The organism is Bradyrhizobium sp. NAS80.1, from assembly GCF_001908205.1.
In the GTDB taxonomy this organism is placed as follows: Bacteria; Pseudomonadota; Alphaproteobacteria; order Rhizobiales; family Xanthobacteraceae; genus Bradyrhizobium.
The window spans coordinates 1-15,258 of the sequence record NZ_LGHL01000144.1; the positions used below are offsets into that span (position 1 = coordinate 1).

Annotated in this window: 10 protein-coding genes and 2 pseudogenes; 4 read left to right on the plus strand and 8 right to left on the minus strand. The window is 64.3% G+C overall.

Features of this window, described 5'->3' with window-relative positions; translation table 11 throughout:
- Positions 1-1,825: malto-oligosyltrehalose synthase (treY, locus tag AC629_RS30080; protein ID WP_084808474.1), on the plus strand; the 1,825-nt coding region annotated here is incomplete at its 5' end.
- A gap of 3 nt (positions 1,826-1,828) precedes the next feature.
- Here treY and AC629_RS30085 read toward each other — a convergent pair.
- Positions 1,829-2,146, minus strand: a complete 318-nt coding sequence (locus tag AC629_RS30085; RefSeq protein WP_084808475.1) for a polyhydroxyalkanoic acid system family protein — start codon at positions 2,144-2,146, stop codon at positions 1,829-1,831.
- Between the two features lie 181 nt (positions 2,147-2,327).
- Here AC629_RS30085 and AC629_RS30090 point away from each other — a divergent pair, with 181 nt between their 5' ends.
- Positions 2,328-2,492, plus strand: a complete 165-nt coding sequence (locus AC629_RS30090) for a DUF3309 family protein (protein ID WP_084808476.1) — start codon at positions 2,328-2,330, stop codon at positions 2,490-2,492.
- 124 nt (positions 2,493-2,616) lie between these two features.
- On the opposite strand, the gene ligD is transcribed toward AC629_RS30090, so the two are convergent.
- Positions 2,617-5,286, minus strand: a complete 2,670-nt coding sequence (ligD, locus tag AC629_RS30095) for a DNA ligase D (RefSeq protein ID WP_084808477.1) — start codon at positions 5,284-5,286, stop codon at positions 2,617-2,619.
- Between the two features lie 118 nt (positions 5,287-5,404).
- On the opposite strand from ligD, the gene ku reads away from it, so the two are divergent.
- Complete coding sequence (gene ku, locus AC629_RS30100) at positions 5,405-6,289, plus strand: non-homologous end joining protein Ku (RefSeq protein WP_084808478.1); 885 nt, start codon at positions 5,405-5,407, stop codon at positions 6,287-6,289.
- A 122-nt stretch (positions 6,290-6,411) separates the two neighbouring features.
- Here ku and AC629_RS30105 read toward each other — a convergent pair whose 3' ends face one another.
- The 6 genes and pseudogenes from AC629_RS30105 to AC629_RS30130 all read right to left on the minus strand — a co-directional run bounded on the left by AC629_RS30105 (position 6,412) and on the right by AC629_RS30130 (position 14,621).
- Complete coding sequence (locus tag AC629_RS30105) at positions 6,412-7,101, minus strand: response regulator (RefSeq protein ID WP_084808479.1); 690 nt, start codon at positions 7,099-7,101, stop codon at positions 6,412-6,414.
- Positions 7,098-9,822 (minus strand): annotated as a pseudogene (locus tag AC629_RS30110) (DUF4118 domain-containing protein). Before AC629_RS30110 ends, AC629_RS30105 begins: the two are co-directional and overlap by 4 nt.
- A 40-nt stretch (positions 9,823-9,862) precedes the next feature.
- A complete protein-coding gene (locus tag AC629_RS30115; protein ID WP_084808480.1) occupies positions 9,863-10,468 on the minus strand; it encodes a K(+)-transporting ATPase subunit C in 606 nt (201 codons plus the stop codon).
- Positions 10,469-10,576: 108 nt separating this feature from the next.
- Positions 10,577-12,691: a potassium-transporting ATPase subunit KdpB gene (gene kdpB, locus AC629_RS30120; RefSeq protein ID WP_084808481.1), complete on the minus strand. Its 2,115-nt coding sequence runs from the start codon at positions 12,689-12,691 to the stop codon at positions 10,577-10,579.
- Between the two features lie 24 nt (positions 12,692-12,715).
- Positions 12,716-14,419, minus strand: a complete 1,704-nt coding sequence (gene kdpA / locus AC629_RS30125) for a potassium-transporting ATPase subunit KdpA (protein WP_084808482.1) — start codon at positions 14,417-14,419, stop codon at positions 12,716-12,718.
- 112 nt (positions 14,420-14,531) lie between these two features.
- Positions 14,532-14,621, minus strand: a complete 90-nt coding sequence (locus tag AC629_RS30130; RefSeq protein ID WP_084808483.1) for a K(+)-transporting ATPase subunit F — start codon at positions 14,619-14,621, stop codon at positions 14,532-14,534.
- 496 nt (positions 14,622-15,117) lie between these two features.
- Here AC629_RS30130 and AC629_RS49100 point away from each other — a divergent pair.
- A pseudogene (locus tag AC629_RS49100) lies at positions 15,118-15,258 on the plus strand (IS110 family transposase); the annotation flags it as partial.

Here is a 15,258-nt window from a genome sequence, read left to right on the forward strand (position 1 = left end):
CCGCCTCGATCACATCGACGGCTTGCGCGATCCCGCGCAGTATTGCCAGCGGCTGCGCCGGCTGGTGCGCGACGCGCAAGGAAAGACAAAGCCGTTCTATACGGTGATCGAAAAAATCCTGTGCGAGCACGAGCGCCTGCCACACTTCGCCGGCGTTCAGGGCACCACCGGCTACGAGTGGATGAATGTCATTACCCAGGTCCTGGTCGACGCGAAAGGATTGGAGGCGCTCGACGAGACCTGGCGCCAGATCAGCAACCGGCCGCCGCGGCTCACGCCTTACGTCAAGGATGCCAAGCGGCGTGTGCTGGAGACGCTGCTCACCAGCGAATTCACCGTGCTGACGCGCCTGCTCGCGCGCATCGCCAACGGGCATTACTCGACCCGCGACTTTTCCGCCGACAGCCTGCGGCAGGCGCTCGAGCTCTACGTGCTGCACTTCCCGGTCTATCGCACTTACCTGACGCATAGCGGCCCGACCGCGCTCGATCGCAAGCTGATCGACGACACCATCGAACACGCCCGTGCAGAATGGTTCGCCGCGGACGACGGCATATTCGACTTCCTGCGTGACGCCCTGACGATGGATCTGCTCAAGCCCGGCCGTCGGCAGCACAGCGTCCCGCGCGTGCGCCGCTTCGCGCTGAAGGTCCAGCAGTTCACCGGGCCCTTGATGGCGAAGTCGCTGGAGGATACCGCCTTCTATCAATTCCACCGGCTGCTCGCGCTGAACGAGGTCGGCGGTGATCCCGCGAGCAACGGCCTCACCGTTCCAGCCTTCCACGAGGCGATGCGAGCGCGCGCCAGAGAATGGCCGCAAGGAATGACGGCAACCGCGACCCACGACACCAAGCGCGGCGAGGACGCCCGCGCGCGGATCGCGGCGCTCAGCGAGATCACTGGCGAATGGACCAGCACGGTGGCGCGCTGGAAGGTCCTGAACGCGCCGCACCTCGCGCTCCGCGGCAATCTGCGCGCGCCGTCGGCGACGTTCGAATACATGCTCTACCAGACCTTGCTTGGCGCGTGGCCCCTTGAGGGGCCGGATGCCGATTTTGTCGAGCGCATCCAGGCCTACGCGCTGAAGGCCGCGCGCGAGGGCAAGGAGGAGACGAGCTGGCTCAACCCGCACGAGCTCTACGAGAACGGTGTGCGGAGCTTCATCGGGAAAATCCTCGATCCCGCGCTATCAGGCGAATTCCTCGAGACGCTGCATACCATAGCACGCCGCGTCGCATTGCTCGGCGCGCTGAATTCGCTGAGCCAGCTCACGCTCAAGGCGACGCTCCCCGGCGTTCCCGACTTCTACCAGGGCAACGAATTCTGGGACCTGTCGCTGGTCGATCCCGACAACCGCCGCCCGGTCGACTTTTCCGCACGACATGCCGCGTTGAAATCGCTGGACGACCCGGACTTGAGCAGCTTGATCAAGACCTGGCGGGACGGCCAGCTCAAGCTGGCCTGGACACGACATCTCCTCAAGTTGCGCAACGAGCTCGGCGGCGTTTTCACTCAAGGCGACTATCAGCCGCTGGAGGTGCGCGGTACACACGCCGATCATGTCATCGCGTTTGCCCGCTGCCACGGCCGTGCCGCAGCGATCATCGTGATCGGACGCCAGCTTGCGCCCTTCACGCAGGCGGGCCGGAAATGGCCCGCGCCCGAAGCTTTTGACGCAGCCGTCGACATCACCGGCTACACCGCGCCGGGTCTTGCCAGCAACAAGCTGCCGCTGGCGCAGGCTTTCCGCGATATTCCCGCCGCTGTCATCGAGGCCCGCGCAGCAAGCGCCATCAGGCCTGCGCGGCAGCGCGTGCGCGCCTGAAACTCACTTTCCCTTGTCCTTCGTCAACAGCAGCTGCCCGCGCTTACGGATCGTCGCCTGCGCCATCTCGGCGAAGCGTTGCAACAGCCAGGGCAGCATGACCTGCACCTTGACATGGTCGTCGGCAACGTCGACCTGGCCGCTCGCGATCTGCCCGAGCGCACGAATGCGAAAATTCATACTGTCGCCGGTCCAGCGCTGCTCCTCGACCTGTATCACCGGGATGCTGGCCGCCGCGCGGCCGAGGCTGGTCTTCAGCCGTCGCACCGCCTCCTCGCGGCCGAGACGATGCGGAATGGAAACGACAAGCGGTGCTGACATGGCGCTGCCCCGTGGTGGTTGATCCTCACATAATCATGCCGGCCGGACAGGCAAAGGTTCCATGCAGCTCGGGCCGGCGGCCCTGTTTTAAAACCGGAACTTCAAAACCTACGGCAAGTTGCCCCCGCATATCGGACAAATGCAGACGACCCGTTCAACAAGAGGGCTGGAGGAGATTCGCATGTCTATCGGTACGATTATTCTGATCATTCTGATCATTGCCCTGCTCGGCGGGTTCAGCGGCATCGGCGGCGGTCCGTTCTACGGCACCGGCTACTATGGCGGCGGCGGCCTCGGACTCATCATCGTCATCCTGCTGATCCTGCTTTTGATGGGACGGATTTAGCTCAGGCACGACTGCGTAGATGGGCAAAGGCGCAACGCGCCGTGCCCACCTCTTCGCTCAGAGAACACGCTGGTGGGTTACGCCGTCGGCTAACCCACCCTACGGCTGAGGTCACCGACGAGACCTACTTCACCTTCCCCGCAAGCTTCTTCATCGCCGCCTTGATCGGCGCGGCCGCATCTTCATAGCCCTCCCACGCCTTGGAACGCGCCAGCAGGCCCGGCACGGTCCGCACCGTGTATCGCTTCGGATCCAGGTCGCCCTTCACCTGCGCCCACGTGACGGGCATCGACACGGTCGCGCCATCGCGCGCGCGCGGCGACAGTGGAGCGACCGCGGTCGACAGGCGATCGTTGCGCAGATAGTCCAGGAAAATCTTCCCGTCGCGCAGCTTCTTGGACATGTTGAGCAGATAGCGCTCGGGATCGTCATCCGCCATCCACCGGCAGATGCCTTGCGCAAACGCCTTGGCCTCCTTCCAGCTCACCTTGTCGCCCGCCCCGTAGAGCAGCGGCACCACCACGTGAAGGCCCTTGCCGCCAGTGGTCTTGCAGAAGCTTTCCATGCCGACATCCGCGAGCCGCTGCCGCATCTCCTTGGCGGCATCCACGACATCGGCGAACCTGACGTCCGGCGCCGGGTCGAGGTCGAACACCAGCCGGCCCGGCGTGTCATAAGCGTCGGGCGCGCAATTCCAGGGATGCAGCTCGACGCCGCCGATCTGCGCGACCGCGGCAAGCCCCTCGACGCGATCGATCTGCAAATATGGCTTGCGATCGCCGGAGACCCTGGCGAGTTCGAGCAGGTTCGATGTGCCCTGCATGGCATGACGCTGGAAGAACCTTTCACCGCCGATGCCGTCAGGCGCACGCACGATCGAGCACGGGCGCCCTTTCAGGTGCTCGATCATCCACGGGCCGACTGTCTCGAAGTAGCGCGCGAGATCGAGCTTGGTGACGCCCTCGCCGTCGCCGCCGTCCGGCCAGAGCTCCTTGTCCGGCTTCGAGATGACGACGCCCATGACCTCGGAGGTTGCGGCATCCTTCGGCCGCTTGCCTGTCTTGGACACAGCACGCTTCCTGGCGGAGGGCTTGGCTAGCGCGGTATCTGCGGGCGTCTCCGCCTCGACCTCCTCGGCCGGCTTGTCCTGCCGCAGGCCCTTGAACGCGGCCTGACGGATATTGCCGTCGGCGGTGAAGCCGGCGAATTCGATCTCGGCGACGAGCTCCGGCTTCAGCCAATGCACGTCTCGCGTCTTCTTTGGAGCATTCTTGCCGCCAAAGGGGCTTTCCTTGGCCTCCACGGCCTTGAGCGACGGCATGATGCGCTTGACCTTGTCCGCACCAAAACCGGTGCCGACCATGCCGACGAAAGCGAGATGATCTCCGCGATGCACACCCGCCATCAGCGAGCGGAATTTGCCGTTGGTGGTCTTGTAGCCGCCGATCACGACCTCATGGCCGGCGCGGCATTTTGCCTTGGTCCAGCTCTCAGTCCGGCCGGAGCGATAGGGCGAATCCAGCTTCTTCGACACCACGCCCTCGAGCTCGAGCTTGCAGGCCGATTTCAACACCGCATCTCCGCCGCTCAAGAAATGCTCGACATAGCGGATCTGGCTCGACTTGCGTTTGCGGGCCTCGAGCAATTGCTTGAGCTGCGCCTTGCGCTCGCCAAGCGGCAGACGGCGGTAATCCAGACCATCGGCGAACAGGAGATCGAAGGCGAAGAAGATCAGGTCCTCGGTCTTGCCGTCCGACAGCGCCGCCTGGAGCGATGAGAAATTCGGAGCACCGTCGTGGTCGAGCGCAACGATCTCACCGTCGATCATCACGTCCGGCAGCGCACCGGCTTCCTTCGCGATCGCCGCGAACTTTTCGGTCCAGTCGAGGCCCTTCCGCGTCTTCAGCGTCGCCTTGCCGTCCTCGACACGAAGCTGCACGCGGTAGCCGTCGAACTTGATCTCGTGGCACCAGCCCTCGCCGCCCGGCGGGCGCTCGACCGAAGTGCAGAGCTGCGGCGCCACGAAGTCCGGCATCTCCACGACCTTTTTGGCGTTGGTCGCGGACGTGGCTGTCTTCTTCGCCGCCTGGCCGGCCTTCAATGCCGTGCGAGGCGCCGGCTTGACGGTACGCCCTCTCGTCTCCGCAGCGCGGTTGGACTGCCAGACCGCATCGGCCTTGCCCTTGGCGCCCTTCGCCAGCATGAACGGCTTCGGCGCACGTCCCTTGCCATCGGCAATCTGCGCCATCGCGCGGCCAGACGCCACCGACTTGTCTTCGCTGAGAATGTCTTCACCCTCGCGCGCATATTCGTCGCGATGCTTGATCAGCAGCCAGTTGGTGCGCTTGCCACCGGTGCGGTCATTGCGCATGCGCACCAGCACCCAGCTTCCATGCAGCTTCTCGCCGTGCAGCGTGAACTTGAGATCGCCTTTCTTGAAGCCGGCTTCGGGATCGTCGGAGTCCCAGGTGCCACGGTCCCACAGCATCACCGTGCCGCCGCCATACTGTCCTTCCGGAATCGTGCCTTCGAAATCGCCATAGTCGAGCGGATGGTCTTCGACCTCCACAGCCAGCCGCTTGTCATGCGGATCGAGCGAAGGCCCCTTCGTCACGGCCCAGGACTTGAAGACGCCATCGAATTCGAGGCGGAAATCGTAGTGCAGCCGCGTCGCATCGTGCTTCTGGATGACGAAGCGCCGCTGCTTCGACGGCGCGACCGCAGTCTCGCCGGAGGGCTCCGGCGTCTTTTCGAAATCCCGCTTCTGTCGGTAGGTGGAGAGTTTTCGCAGCACAGCCGGTCCCGCATTCTCTTTCAGCGTTGGAGCCTATCACGGCAAAAGTCCCACCCGGAACCAAAACCCTATGGGACGGTTGGGGTTCCAAAACGCGTTGAAATCACTGGAGAATGGAATGGCTCCGCGCGCCTATTGGAAGGGAACGTTGAAACTGTCGCTGGTCAGCTGCCCGGTGGTGCTTTATCCGGCAACCACGGCGGCCGCGAAGACGCACTTTCACCTGATCAACCGCGAGACCGGCAACCGGCTCAAGCAGCAGATGGTGGATTCCGAGACCGGTGACGTGGTCGAGAGCGACCAGAAGGGACGCGGCTATGAGCTGCGCAAGGGCAAGTATGTCGAGGTCGAGCCGGAGGAGCTCGAGTCCGTCCAGATCGAAAGCAATCACACCATCGACATCGAGAGCTTTGTTCCGAGCGAAGAGATCGACCAACGTTATCTCAACCACCCCTACTACATCGCGCCCGACGGTAAGGCCGCGGTCGACGCCTTTGCGGTGATCCGCGATGCCATGAAGGACCAGGAGCGCGTGGCGCTCGCCAAAATCGTGCTGACCAACCGCGAGCATGTCATCGCGATTGAGCCGCTCGGCAAGGGCCTGCTCGGCACCACGCTGCGGTATCCCTACGAGCTGCGCGACGAGGACCAGTTCTTCGACGATATCAAGAGCCCGAAGATCACCAAGGACATGATCGAGCTCGCCGGCCACATCCTGCACACCAAGGCCGCGCATTTCGACCCGAGCAAATTCAAGGACGAGTACGAGACCGCGCTGAAGGCGTTGGTGAAGCGCAAGGCCAGCGGCAAGAAGATCGAGCTGCCGGAGCCCGAGGAGCGGCCGAGCAACGTCATCAGCCTGATGGACGCGCTGAAGCAGAGCCTGAAGGGGCGCGGCGGGAAGAGGACGGCAGTGAAGTCGCACGCGCGCAGGGCGACCGGGCGGCAGCGATCCGCAAGGAAGACGCATCGGTCCACGACGCGACACAGGAGGGCCGGATAGAGAGGTCTGTCATTCCGGGGCGATGCGAAGCATCGAGCCCGGAATCCATCGTGACACGTGTGACGGGTTGAGAAATGGATTCCGGGCTCGCGCTGACGCGCGCCCCGGAATGACGGCTGAGGCTAATCCCCCGCCTTCAGCCGATACCCGATCCCGGTCTCCGTCAGCACATATTGCGGCCGTTCGGGATCTGCTTCGATCTTCTGGCGGAGCTGGCGGACGTAGACGCGTAAGTATTGCGCGTCGGTCAGCTCGTCCCAGAGTTCCTTGAGCAGGAAGCGGTGGGTCAGCACCTTGCCGGCGTGCTGCACCAGCACGCGCAAGAGATCGTACTCCTTCGGCGACAGCTTCACCTCGCGCTCACCGACCTTGACGATGCGGCGGACGAGATCGACCGAGAGATCGCCGGTACGGAACACCGGCCGCTCGCCCTTGACTTGCAGCTGGTGCCGCAGCGCGGCGCGCAGGCGGGCCAGCAGCTCGTCCATACCGAACGGCTTGGTCAGATAATCGTCGGCCCCGAGATCGAGCGCCTGCACTTTGCCGGCTTCGTCTCCCCGGCTCGACAGCACCACGATCGGCACGCCGTCGTTGCGGGCGCGGATGGTGCGGAGCAGCTCGTGGCCCTGGATGTCGGGCAGGCCGAGATCGAGGATGATCAGCGCCGGCTCCTCGGCAAGCTTCTCGAGCGCGGTCTTGCCGCTCGATGCTTCCAGGATCTCGTAGCCCTGCGTGGTCAGCCCCATCCGCAGCAATTTGCGGATCGGCGGCTCGTCGTCGATGACCAGGACCTTGATTAGGGCAGCACTCATGCGGCGGTATCCAATGCGTGGGTCTGTGCCGGTACGGGCAGGCGGATGGTCAGAACCGCCCCGCTGCGGTCGCTGCGGTTGGCGGCCGAAATCGTGCCGCGCATCGCCTCGACAAAGCCGCGGGAGATGGCGAGCCCGAGCCCGGTGCCGGGGCGGACATGGTCGCCCTTCTGCACGCGATAGAATTTGTCAAAAACGCTCTCGAGCTCGTCGGGCGGAATGCCGCCACCCTCGTCGGCGATCTCTAGCACCACCTGGTCCCGCTCGCGATGGCTGCGGATCGAGATCGTAGTGTCAGGCGATGAATACTTCGCGGCGTTATCGAGCAGGTTGAACAACACCTGCTCGAACAGAACGGCATCTAACTGGAGCATCGGCAGATCCGCTGCGAGTATCAGCTCGACCTTGTGGGCGGTGAGGATCTTGCTGGCGCGCCGCAGCGCGCTGCCGATGATCTCGCCGAGATCGTGCAGCGCCGTATTGGGCACGATGGCGCCGGATTCGAGCTTGGTCATGTCGAGCAGATTGGCGATGAAGCGGTTGAGCCGCTCGGACTCGTCGATCACGGTGGCCAGCAGATCGCGCTTCTCGGTGTCGGACAGCGCGCCGGCGAGATCGCGCATGGTCGAAGCCGCGCCGAGCACGGAGGCGAGCGGCGTCTTCAGGTCATGCGAGATCGAGGTCAACAGCGCCGAGCGTAGCCGCTCGGACTCGACGGTGCGCTTGACGCGGTCCACGTCCTCGACCAGCTGCACGCGCTCGATCGCCAGTGCGCCCTGGTCGACGAGCGCATCGAGCAGCCGGCGCTGATCCGGCGTCAGCAATGGCCCGGTGCGATCGTTGTCGATGCCAATGACACCGATCGCGCCGCGCCCCGTGCGCATCGGCAGGAATAGCCGTTTTGCGCCTGGCAACGTGTCCGAGCCGCGGCCGGCGGGACGATCATTGCTCCAGGCCCAGTTGGCGGCGGCGAGGTCGGCTTGATCAAGCTGATCCTCGGGTGGATAGCCGGATTTCACCGTGAGCAGCCCCTCCTCCGGTAGCAGCAGGACCACGCGAACCTTCAGCATAAGCGCCGTCTGATAGGCGGTTGCCCACAGCACGTCGTCGAGCGTGCCGGTGCTGGCAAGCTTGCGGCTGAACGCATAGAGCTGCTCTGTCGTGCGGATGCGACCGATCGCGGTGTCGGCCTGCGTACGCACCCGCCCGGCGACGTTCGAGACCAGCACGGCGATCAGCATGAAGAAGAAGAACGCCACGACATTGGTCGGATCGGTGATGGTGAAAGTATAGACCGGCGGCAGAAAGAAGAAGTTATAGGCGAGCGAGGCCAATATGCTCGCAAGCAGCGACGGCCACAGCCCATAGCGCACCGCAACGATGACCACTGCAGTCAAGAACACCAGATCGACGTTTTCGACGCCAAACCGCGGCTTGATCACGGCGGCCGCAGCAAGGCCGAGCGCAGTGATCCCGAGCGCCTTGAGATAGGGTAACGCGTCGAACTGCTCCGACCGCGCCGCGGTCTGCACCGCCGCTTTCGGCATCGGCTCGTCGGGGAGCTCGTCGCCTGGGATGACGTGAACGCTGATATTGCCCGCACGGCGGACGAGATCGTGCACGACGGACCCGCGCGTCAGCTCGAACCAGCGCGATCGGGTCGATTTTCCGATCACGATCTGGGTGACGTTGTTGGCTTGCGCGAAGTTGATGACGTCGTCGGCGATGCGGCGACCGACGGCAGGGATGGTCAGCGCCTCGCCGCCGAGCGATTCTGTGAGCCGCAGCGTATCGGCCAGTCGGTCGCGCTCCTCATCGGACAATTGCAGGGATCGCCGCGTCTCGATCGAGATCGCGGTGAACGGCGCATGCAGTCGGTCGGCCAGCCGCTTGGTGTAGCGCACGAGGCTAGCCGCGCGCGGATCCTCGCTGACGCACACGAGGATGCGCTCGCCGGCCGCCCAGGGGCCGGCGATGGCATTCGCCTGCATGTGAGTGAGGAGCTGTTCGTCGACCCGCTCGGCCGTGCGCCGCAGCGCGAGCTCGCGCAGCGCGGTCAGATTGCCCGGAGAAAAATAATGCTCCAGCGCCCGCTCGGCCTGCTTCGGAACATAGACCTTGCCCTCTTTCAGCCGCTGGATCAAATCGTCCGGTGTGAGGTCGATCAGCTCGATCGCGTCGGCGCGGTCGAACACCGAGTCCGGCACGGTCTCGCGCACCCGCACATGGGTGATCTGGGCGACGACGTCGTTCAGGCTCTCGATGTGCTGGATGTTGACGGCGGTATAGACGTCGATGCCGTGGGAGAGCAGCTCCTCGACGTCGAGATAGCGTTTCGGATGACGGCTGCCGGCCGCATTGGTGTGGGCGAGCTCGTCGACCAGGGCCAGCTGCGGGCGCCGTGCGATCACGGCATCGAGGTCCATCTCCTCGACCACCTGGCCGCGATAGTCGAGCCTCTTGCGCGGGACGACTTCGAGGTCGCGCAGCAGCGCCTCGGTCTCGGCCCGGCCATGGGTCTCGACGAAGCCGACCACAACGTCGATGCCGGCCTTGCGCCTGGCATGGGCGCTCAGCAGCATCTCGTAGGTCTTGCCGACGCCGGGGGGCGGCGCCGACGAAGATCTTCAGCTTGCCGCTAGCGCTCTCTTCCCGGCGCGCTGCTTCCAGCAGCGCTTCGGGAGACGGACGTTGTTCGGGATCGCGGCGCTCTCGGACCATCACGCCAATATAGTCATCCAAGCATCCCGGGCCTAGACCGCTACTTCGCGGATGCGCTGTCGAGTGCGAGGTTCAGCGCAAGAACGTTAACCCTGGGTTCGCCAAGCAGCCCGAACAGACGCCCCTGGGTGTTGGAGGCCACGAGCTGCCTCAGCTGGTCTTCCGATATATTACGCGCCTTGGCCACACGGGGCACCTGGAATTGCGCAGCCTCCGGCGAAATGTCCGGATCGAGCCCGCTGCCGGAGGTCGTCACCAGATCGACCGGAACGGCGACGTTCGGGTTTTCAGCCTTCAGCTTGTCCACGTCCTCCTTCAACCGGTCGGCCAGCGCCTTGCTGGTCGGGCCAAGGTTCGAGCCGCCCGAGTTGGCGGCGTTGTAGGGCGCGGACACCGTCTTGGTCGAATCATTCGGGTCCGGCGCCGGCGTCGCCGAGGGGCGGCCGTGGAAATATTTGTCGCTCTTGAATTCCTGCCCGATCAGGGCAGAGCCGATCACCTTGCCGTCCTTCTCGATCAGGCTGCCTTGCGCCTGTTCGGGGAAGATCACGCCGGAAATAGCGGTCATCGCGAGCGGGTAGGCCAGGCCCGTGATGGCGGTGAGCACCAGCGAGAGGACGATGGCAGGGCGAATTTCTCTGAGCATGTTGGTCTCCTATGTCTTCCGTCATTGCGAGCGAAGCGAGGCAATCCAGAGTTTTTCCGCGAAGGCAGTCTGGATTGCTTCGTCGCTTCCCTCCTCGCAATGACAGCGTTAAGCCAGGTGCAAGGCGGCGACGACGAGGTCGATCGCCTTGATGCCGATGAAGGGAATGACGATACCGCCGAGGCCGTAGATCAGCAGGTTGCGGCGGAGCAGCGCACCGGCGCCGACCGCACGGTAAGCGACGCCCTTCAGCGCCAGCGGGATCAGCGCGACGATGATCAGCGCGTTGAAGATGATCGCCGACAGGATGGCGCTCTGCGGGCTCGACAGGTTCATGATGTTGAGCACGTTGAGCTGGGGATAGAACGCCAGGAACATCGCCGGGATGATCGCAAAATACTTTGCGACGTCGTTGGCGATCGAGAACGTCGTCAGCGCACCGCGCGTCATCAGCAGCTGCTTGCCGATCTCGACCACCTCGATCAGCTTGGTCGGGTTGGAGTCGAGATCGACCATGTTGCCTGCCTCACGGGCGGCCTGCGTGCCGGTGTTCATGGCGACACCGACGTCGGCCTGCGCGAGCGCCGGCGCGTCATTGGTGCCGTCGCCGCACATGGCGACCAGCTTGCCCTTGGCCTGCTCGTCGCGGATCAGCTTGAGCTTGTCCTCGGGGGTGGCCTGCGCGAGGAAATCGTCGACGCCCGCCTCCGCTGCGATGGCGGCCGCCGTCATCGGGTTGTCGCCGGTGATCATGATGGTACGGATGCCCATGCGGCGCAGCTCTGCGAAGCGCTCGCGAATGCCACCCTTGACGATGTCCTTGAGCTGGATGACACCGAGCAGCTTGCCGTCCTTGGCCACCGCCAGCGGCGTGCCGCCGGACTTCGACACCTCGTCGGCAATGGCCTGGATCTCGCGGCCGACGTCCGAGAGCCCCCCAGGCTGAACGGCGCGCGCGGCGTTGCCGGAGGCGACGGCCAGCGGCGCGCCGCCGCCGACATAGTTGAGCATCGCATCGATGGCGCCCTTGCGCACCGACGAGCCGCCGGCATCGACGCCGCTCATGCGGGTCTGCGCCGTGAACGGGATGAAGGTGGCCCCCAGCTCGGCCATGTCGCGGCCGCGGATGCCGTACTTCTCCTTCGCCAGCACGACGATGGAGCGGCCTTCCGGGGTCTCGTCGGCGAGCGAGGCGAGCTGGGCTGCGTCCGCCAGCTCCTGCTCGGTCACGCCGCGGACCGGGCGGAAGGCGGTGGCCTGCCGGTTGCCGAGGGTGATCGTGCCGGTCTTGTCGAGCAGCAGCGTATCGACGTCACCAGCCGCTTCGACCGCGCGACCGGACATCGCAAGCACGTTGAAGCGCACCAGGCGGTCCATGCCGGCGATGCCGATCGCCGAGAGCAGCGCGCCGATCGTGGTCGGGATCAGCGTCACGAACAGGGCGACCAGGATGATCACTGAAATCGAGCCGCCGGCATAGGTCGCGTAGCTCGGGATGGTGACGGTGGCGAACACGAAGATGATGGTGAGACCGGCGAGCAGGATGTTGAGCGCGATCTCGTTCGGCGTCTTCGCCCGCTCGGCGCCCTCGACCAGCCTGATCATGCGGTCGATGAAGGTCGAGCCCTGCGCGGCCGTGATGCGGACGCGGATCCAGTCGGACAGCACCTGCGTGCCGCCGGTCACCGCCGAGCGGTCACCACCGGACTCGCGAATGACCGGCGCGGATTCGCCGGTAATGGCGGCCTCGTTGACGGACGCCACGCCCTCGATCACCTCGCCGTCGGAGGGAATGGTGTCACCGGCCTCGACCAGCACGATGTCGCCGACCTTGAGGCTCGTGCCCGGCACCAGCTTGAAATTCCGGCCTGCGCCGGTCAGGAGCTTGGCCTGGCTCTCGGTGCGGGTCTTGCGCAGCGAATCTGCCTGCGCCTTGCCGCGCCCCTCAGCTACTGCTTCGGCGAAGTTGGCGAACAGCACCGTAAACCACAGCCAGAGGATGATCTGGAAGGTGAAGGCGAGGTTCGCGCCGCCCGTCACGAGATCACGCAGGAAGATCACCGTGGTGAGCGCGGCCACAATCTCGACCACGAACATCACGGGGTTCTTCACCATCAACCGCGGATCGAGCTTGGTGAAGGCCGCGCGGATCGCCGGCACAACGATCTTCGGATCGAGCATCGCCGAGACGGAAGCGCGCTTTTGCAGTTTCATGGTTTCCATGGAGGTCACTCCAGACATATTCGATCAGAAGACGTTGCCGGCGTTCATCGCAAGGTGCTCGACGATCGGGCCGAGCGCGAGTGCCGGGAAGAAGGTCAGGCCGCCGATGATCAGGATCACACCGATGACGAGGCCGACGAACAGACCACCAGTGGTCGGGAACGTGCCGGCTGACGGCGGATGCGTCTTCTTGCCCGCCAGGGAGCCGGCAATCGCCATCGCCGGAATGATCATGAAGAAGCGGCCGACGAACATCGCGGAAGCCAGCGTCAGGTTGTAGAAGAGGGTATTGCCGGTGAGGCCCGCAAACGCCGAGCCGTTGTTTCCGGTCGACGACGTGTAGGCGTAGAGCACCTCGGTGAAGCCGTGCGGGCCGGCATTCGCCATGGAGGCGACTGCGGCCGGATAGACCACGCCGACCGCGGTCCAGCCGAGATACATCAGCGGCAGCACCAGGATCGCGAGCATCGCCATCTTGACCTCGCGCGCCTCGATCTTCTTGCCGACATATTCCGGCGTGCGGCCGACCATCAGGCCCGCGACGAAGATCGCGAGAATGACGAACAACAGCATGCCATAGAGGCCGGCGCCGACACCGCCGATGATGATTTCACCGAGCTGCATGTTGATCAGCGGGATCATGCCGCCGAGCGCGGTGAAGCTGTCGTGCATGGCGTTGACCGCGCCGCAGGATGCCGCGGTGGTGACGACGGCGAACAGCGAGGACGCGACGATGCCGAATCGGACTTCCTTGCCTTCCATATTGCCACCGGTCAGACCCAGCGCCTGCAGCGTCGAGGTGCCGTTGGATTCCGCCCAATAGGTGACGGTGACACCGGCGACGAACAGCACGCCCATCACGGCCAGGATCGCCCAGCCCTGGCGCTGGTTGCAAACCATGCGACCGAACACGTTGGTCAGGGCCGCGCCGATCAGGAAGATCGACAGCATCTGCACGAGGTTCGACAGCGCGGTCGGATTCTCGAAGGGATGCGCGGCATTGGCGTTAAAGAAGCCGCCGCCATTGGTGCCGAGCATCTTGATCGCGACCTGCGTTGCGACAGGACCGACCGCGATGGTCTGCTTGGCGCCCTCGAGTGTGGTCGCCTCGACGTAGTCGCCCAGTGTCTGCGGCATGCCCTGCGAGACGAGGAACAGGCAGTAGACGACGCAGATCGGCAGCAGCACGTAAAGCGTGGTGCGGGTGACGTCGACCCAGAAATTGCCGATCGTGCGCATCGAGGCGCGCGAGAAGCCGCGGATCAGAGCCACCGCGAGCGCGATGCCGGTTGCGGCCGACAGGAAATTCTGGTGCGTCAGGCCGAGCATCTGCACGAGATAGGACACCGTGCTCTCGCCGCCGTAGTTCTGCCAGTTGGTATTAGTGATGAAGGAGATCGCGGTGTTGAAGGAGAGATCCTCGGCGACCGCCGACTGCCCGGCCGGATTGAAGGGCAGCATGGCCTGCAGGCGCATCACGCCGTAGATGATGAGGAAGCCCCCGATGTGGAACAGCAGCATGGAGACCGTATAGGTCAACCAGTGCTGCTCACGCCTCTCGTCGACACCGGAGATCCAGTAGATGCCGGCCTCGATGGGGCGCAGAACCGGCGACAGGAAGGTTCGCTCGCCGTTGAACACGCGCGTCATGTACCAGCCGAGCGGCTTGGTCGTCGCGACGATGATGACGCAAAAGAGAATGATCTGGAGCCAACCGATCATGGTCATGGAATCAACCCTTCAGGCTTGGTGCCCGGCGCAGCAGCGGCAGGAGCACCGTCAACAGGCAGGCGACGAGCACGGCGTCCGCCAGCAGCAATTTGAGAAGCAGCAGCACGGCTCAGAACCGCTCGGGCCGCAACAGCGCGTAGATGAGATAGATCAGGAGGCCGAACGAGACAGCGCCGGCGAGCGAGTAATCGAAGATCATGGTCCGCTCCGTCACAGCCGTTCGCAGGCGTAGGTGTAGCCTATCGCCAGCGCGAAGAAGGCTGCCGCCAGCGCCAGCATCAGAATGTCCATCATGGGGATGCTCCTCGTTACGCCTCTATGTCCGGCGCAACCAATTCTCGGGATTCCGGCGGGCGCGCGGGCAACGACACGCAACGCATTTCCGTGAGCACTGGCCGGAACTTTTGACCGTGCTGAAGTGCCACCCCGGGCATAGGTTTTCGAGACGAGGGCTATGGCGAAGTTATAGGAATCTCATAAAGGTCGGGAGAGCGGCGCGAACGACACTCGCGAAGCGACCTCAGCTGTCGTCCCGGACAAGCGCAGCGAAGCGGAGCGCAGAATAGAGTTTGGCGAAGACTCGCGGTTGCCAACTTCGCGCCAAACCTCTCCCCGGGGTTGATGGGGTGGACCGCCCCCTACGGCATCAATGTGCCAGAATGAGGTTGTCAGAAACTCATTCACAGGAGCCGTCCGTGAGCCAGATTATCCGCATTGGGATGGATACGTCGAAGTATATTTTTCAACTGCATGGGGTGGATGCTTCAGAACGGGTAGCGTTGCGGAAGCGGCTTAGCCGCAAGGCGATGCTTGAGTTTTTTACCAAGCTGCCGTCA

Excerpts from the sequence above, each read along its gene's own strand:
- AC629_RS30085 (WP_084808475.1), bottom strand. The coding sequence starts at position 2,146 with ATGTCAGCACCGCTTGTCGTTTCCATTCCGCATCGTCTCGGCCGCGAG.
- AC629_RS30090 (WP_084808476.1), top strand. The coding sequence starts at position 2,328 with ATGTCTATCGGTACGATTATTCTGATCATTCTGATCATTGCCCTGCTC.
- ku (WP_084808478.1), top strand. The coding sequence starts at position 5,405 with ATGGCTCCGCGCGCCTATTGGAAGGGAACGTTGAAACTGTCGCTGGTC.
- AC629_RS30105 (WP_084808479.1), bottom strand. The coding sequence starts at position 7,101 with ATGAGTGCTGCCCTAATCAAGGTCCTGGTCATCGACGACGAGCCGCCG.
- AC629_RS30115 (WP_084808480.1), bottom strand. The coding sequence starts at position 10,468 with ATGCTCAGAGAAATTCGCCCTGCCATCGTCCTCTCGCTGGTGCTCACC.
- kdpB (WP_084808481.1), bottom strand. The coding sequence starts at position 12,691 with ATGGAAACCATGAAACTGCAAAAGCGCGCTTCCGTCTCGGCGATGCTC.
- kdpA (WP_084808482.1), bottom strand. The coding sequence starts at position 14,419 with ATGACCATGATCGGTTGGCTCCAGATCATTCTCTTTTGCGTCATCATC.
- AC629_RS30130 (WP_084808483.1), bottom strand. The coding sequence starts at position 14,621 with ATGATCTTCGATTACTCGCTCGCCGGCGCTGTCTCGTTCGGCCTCCTG.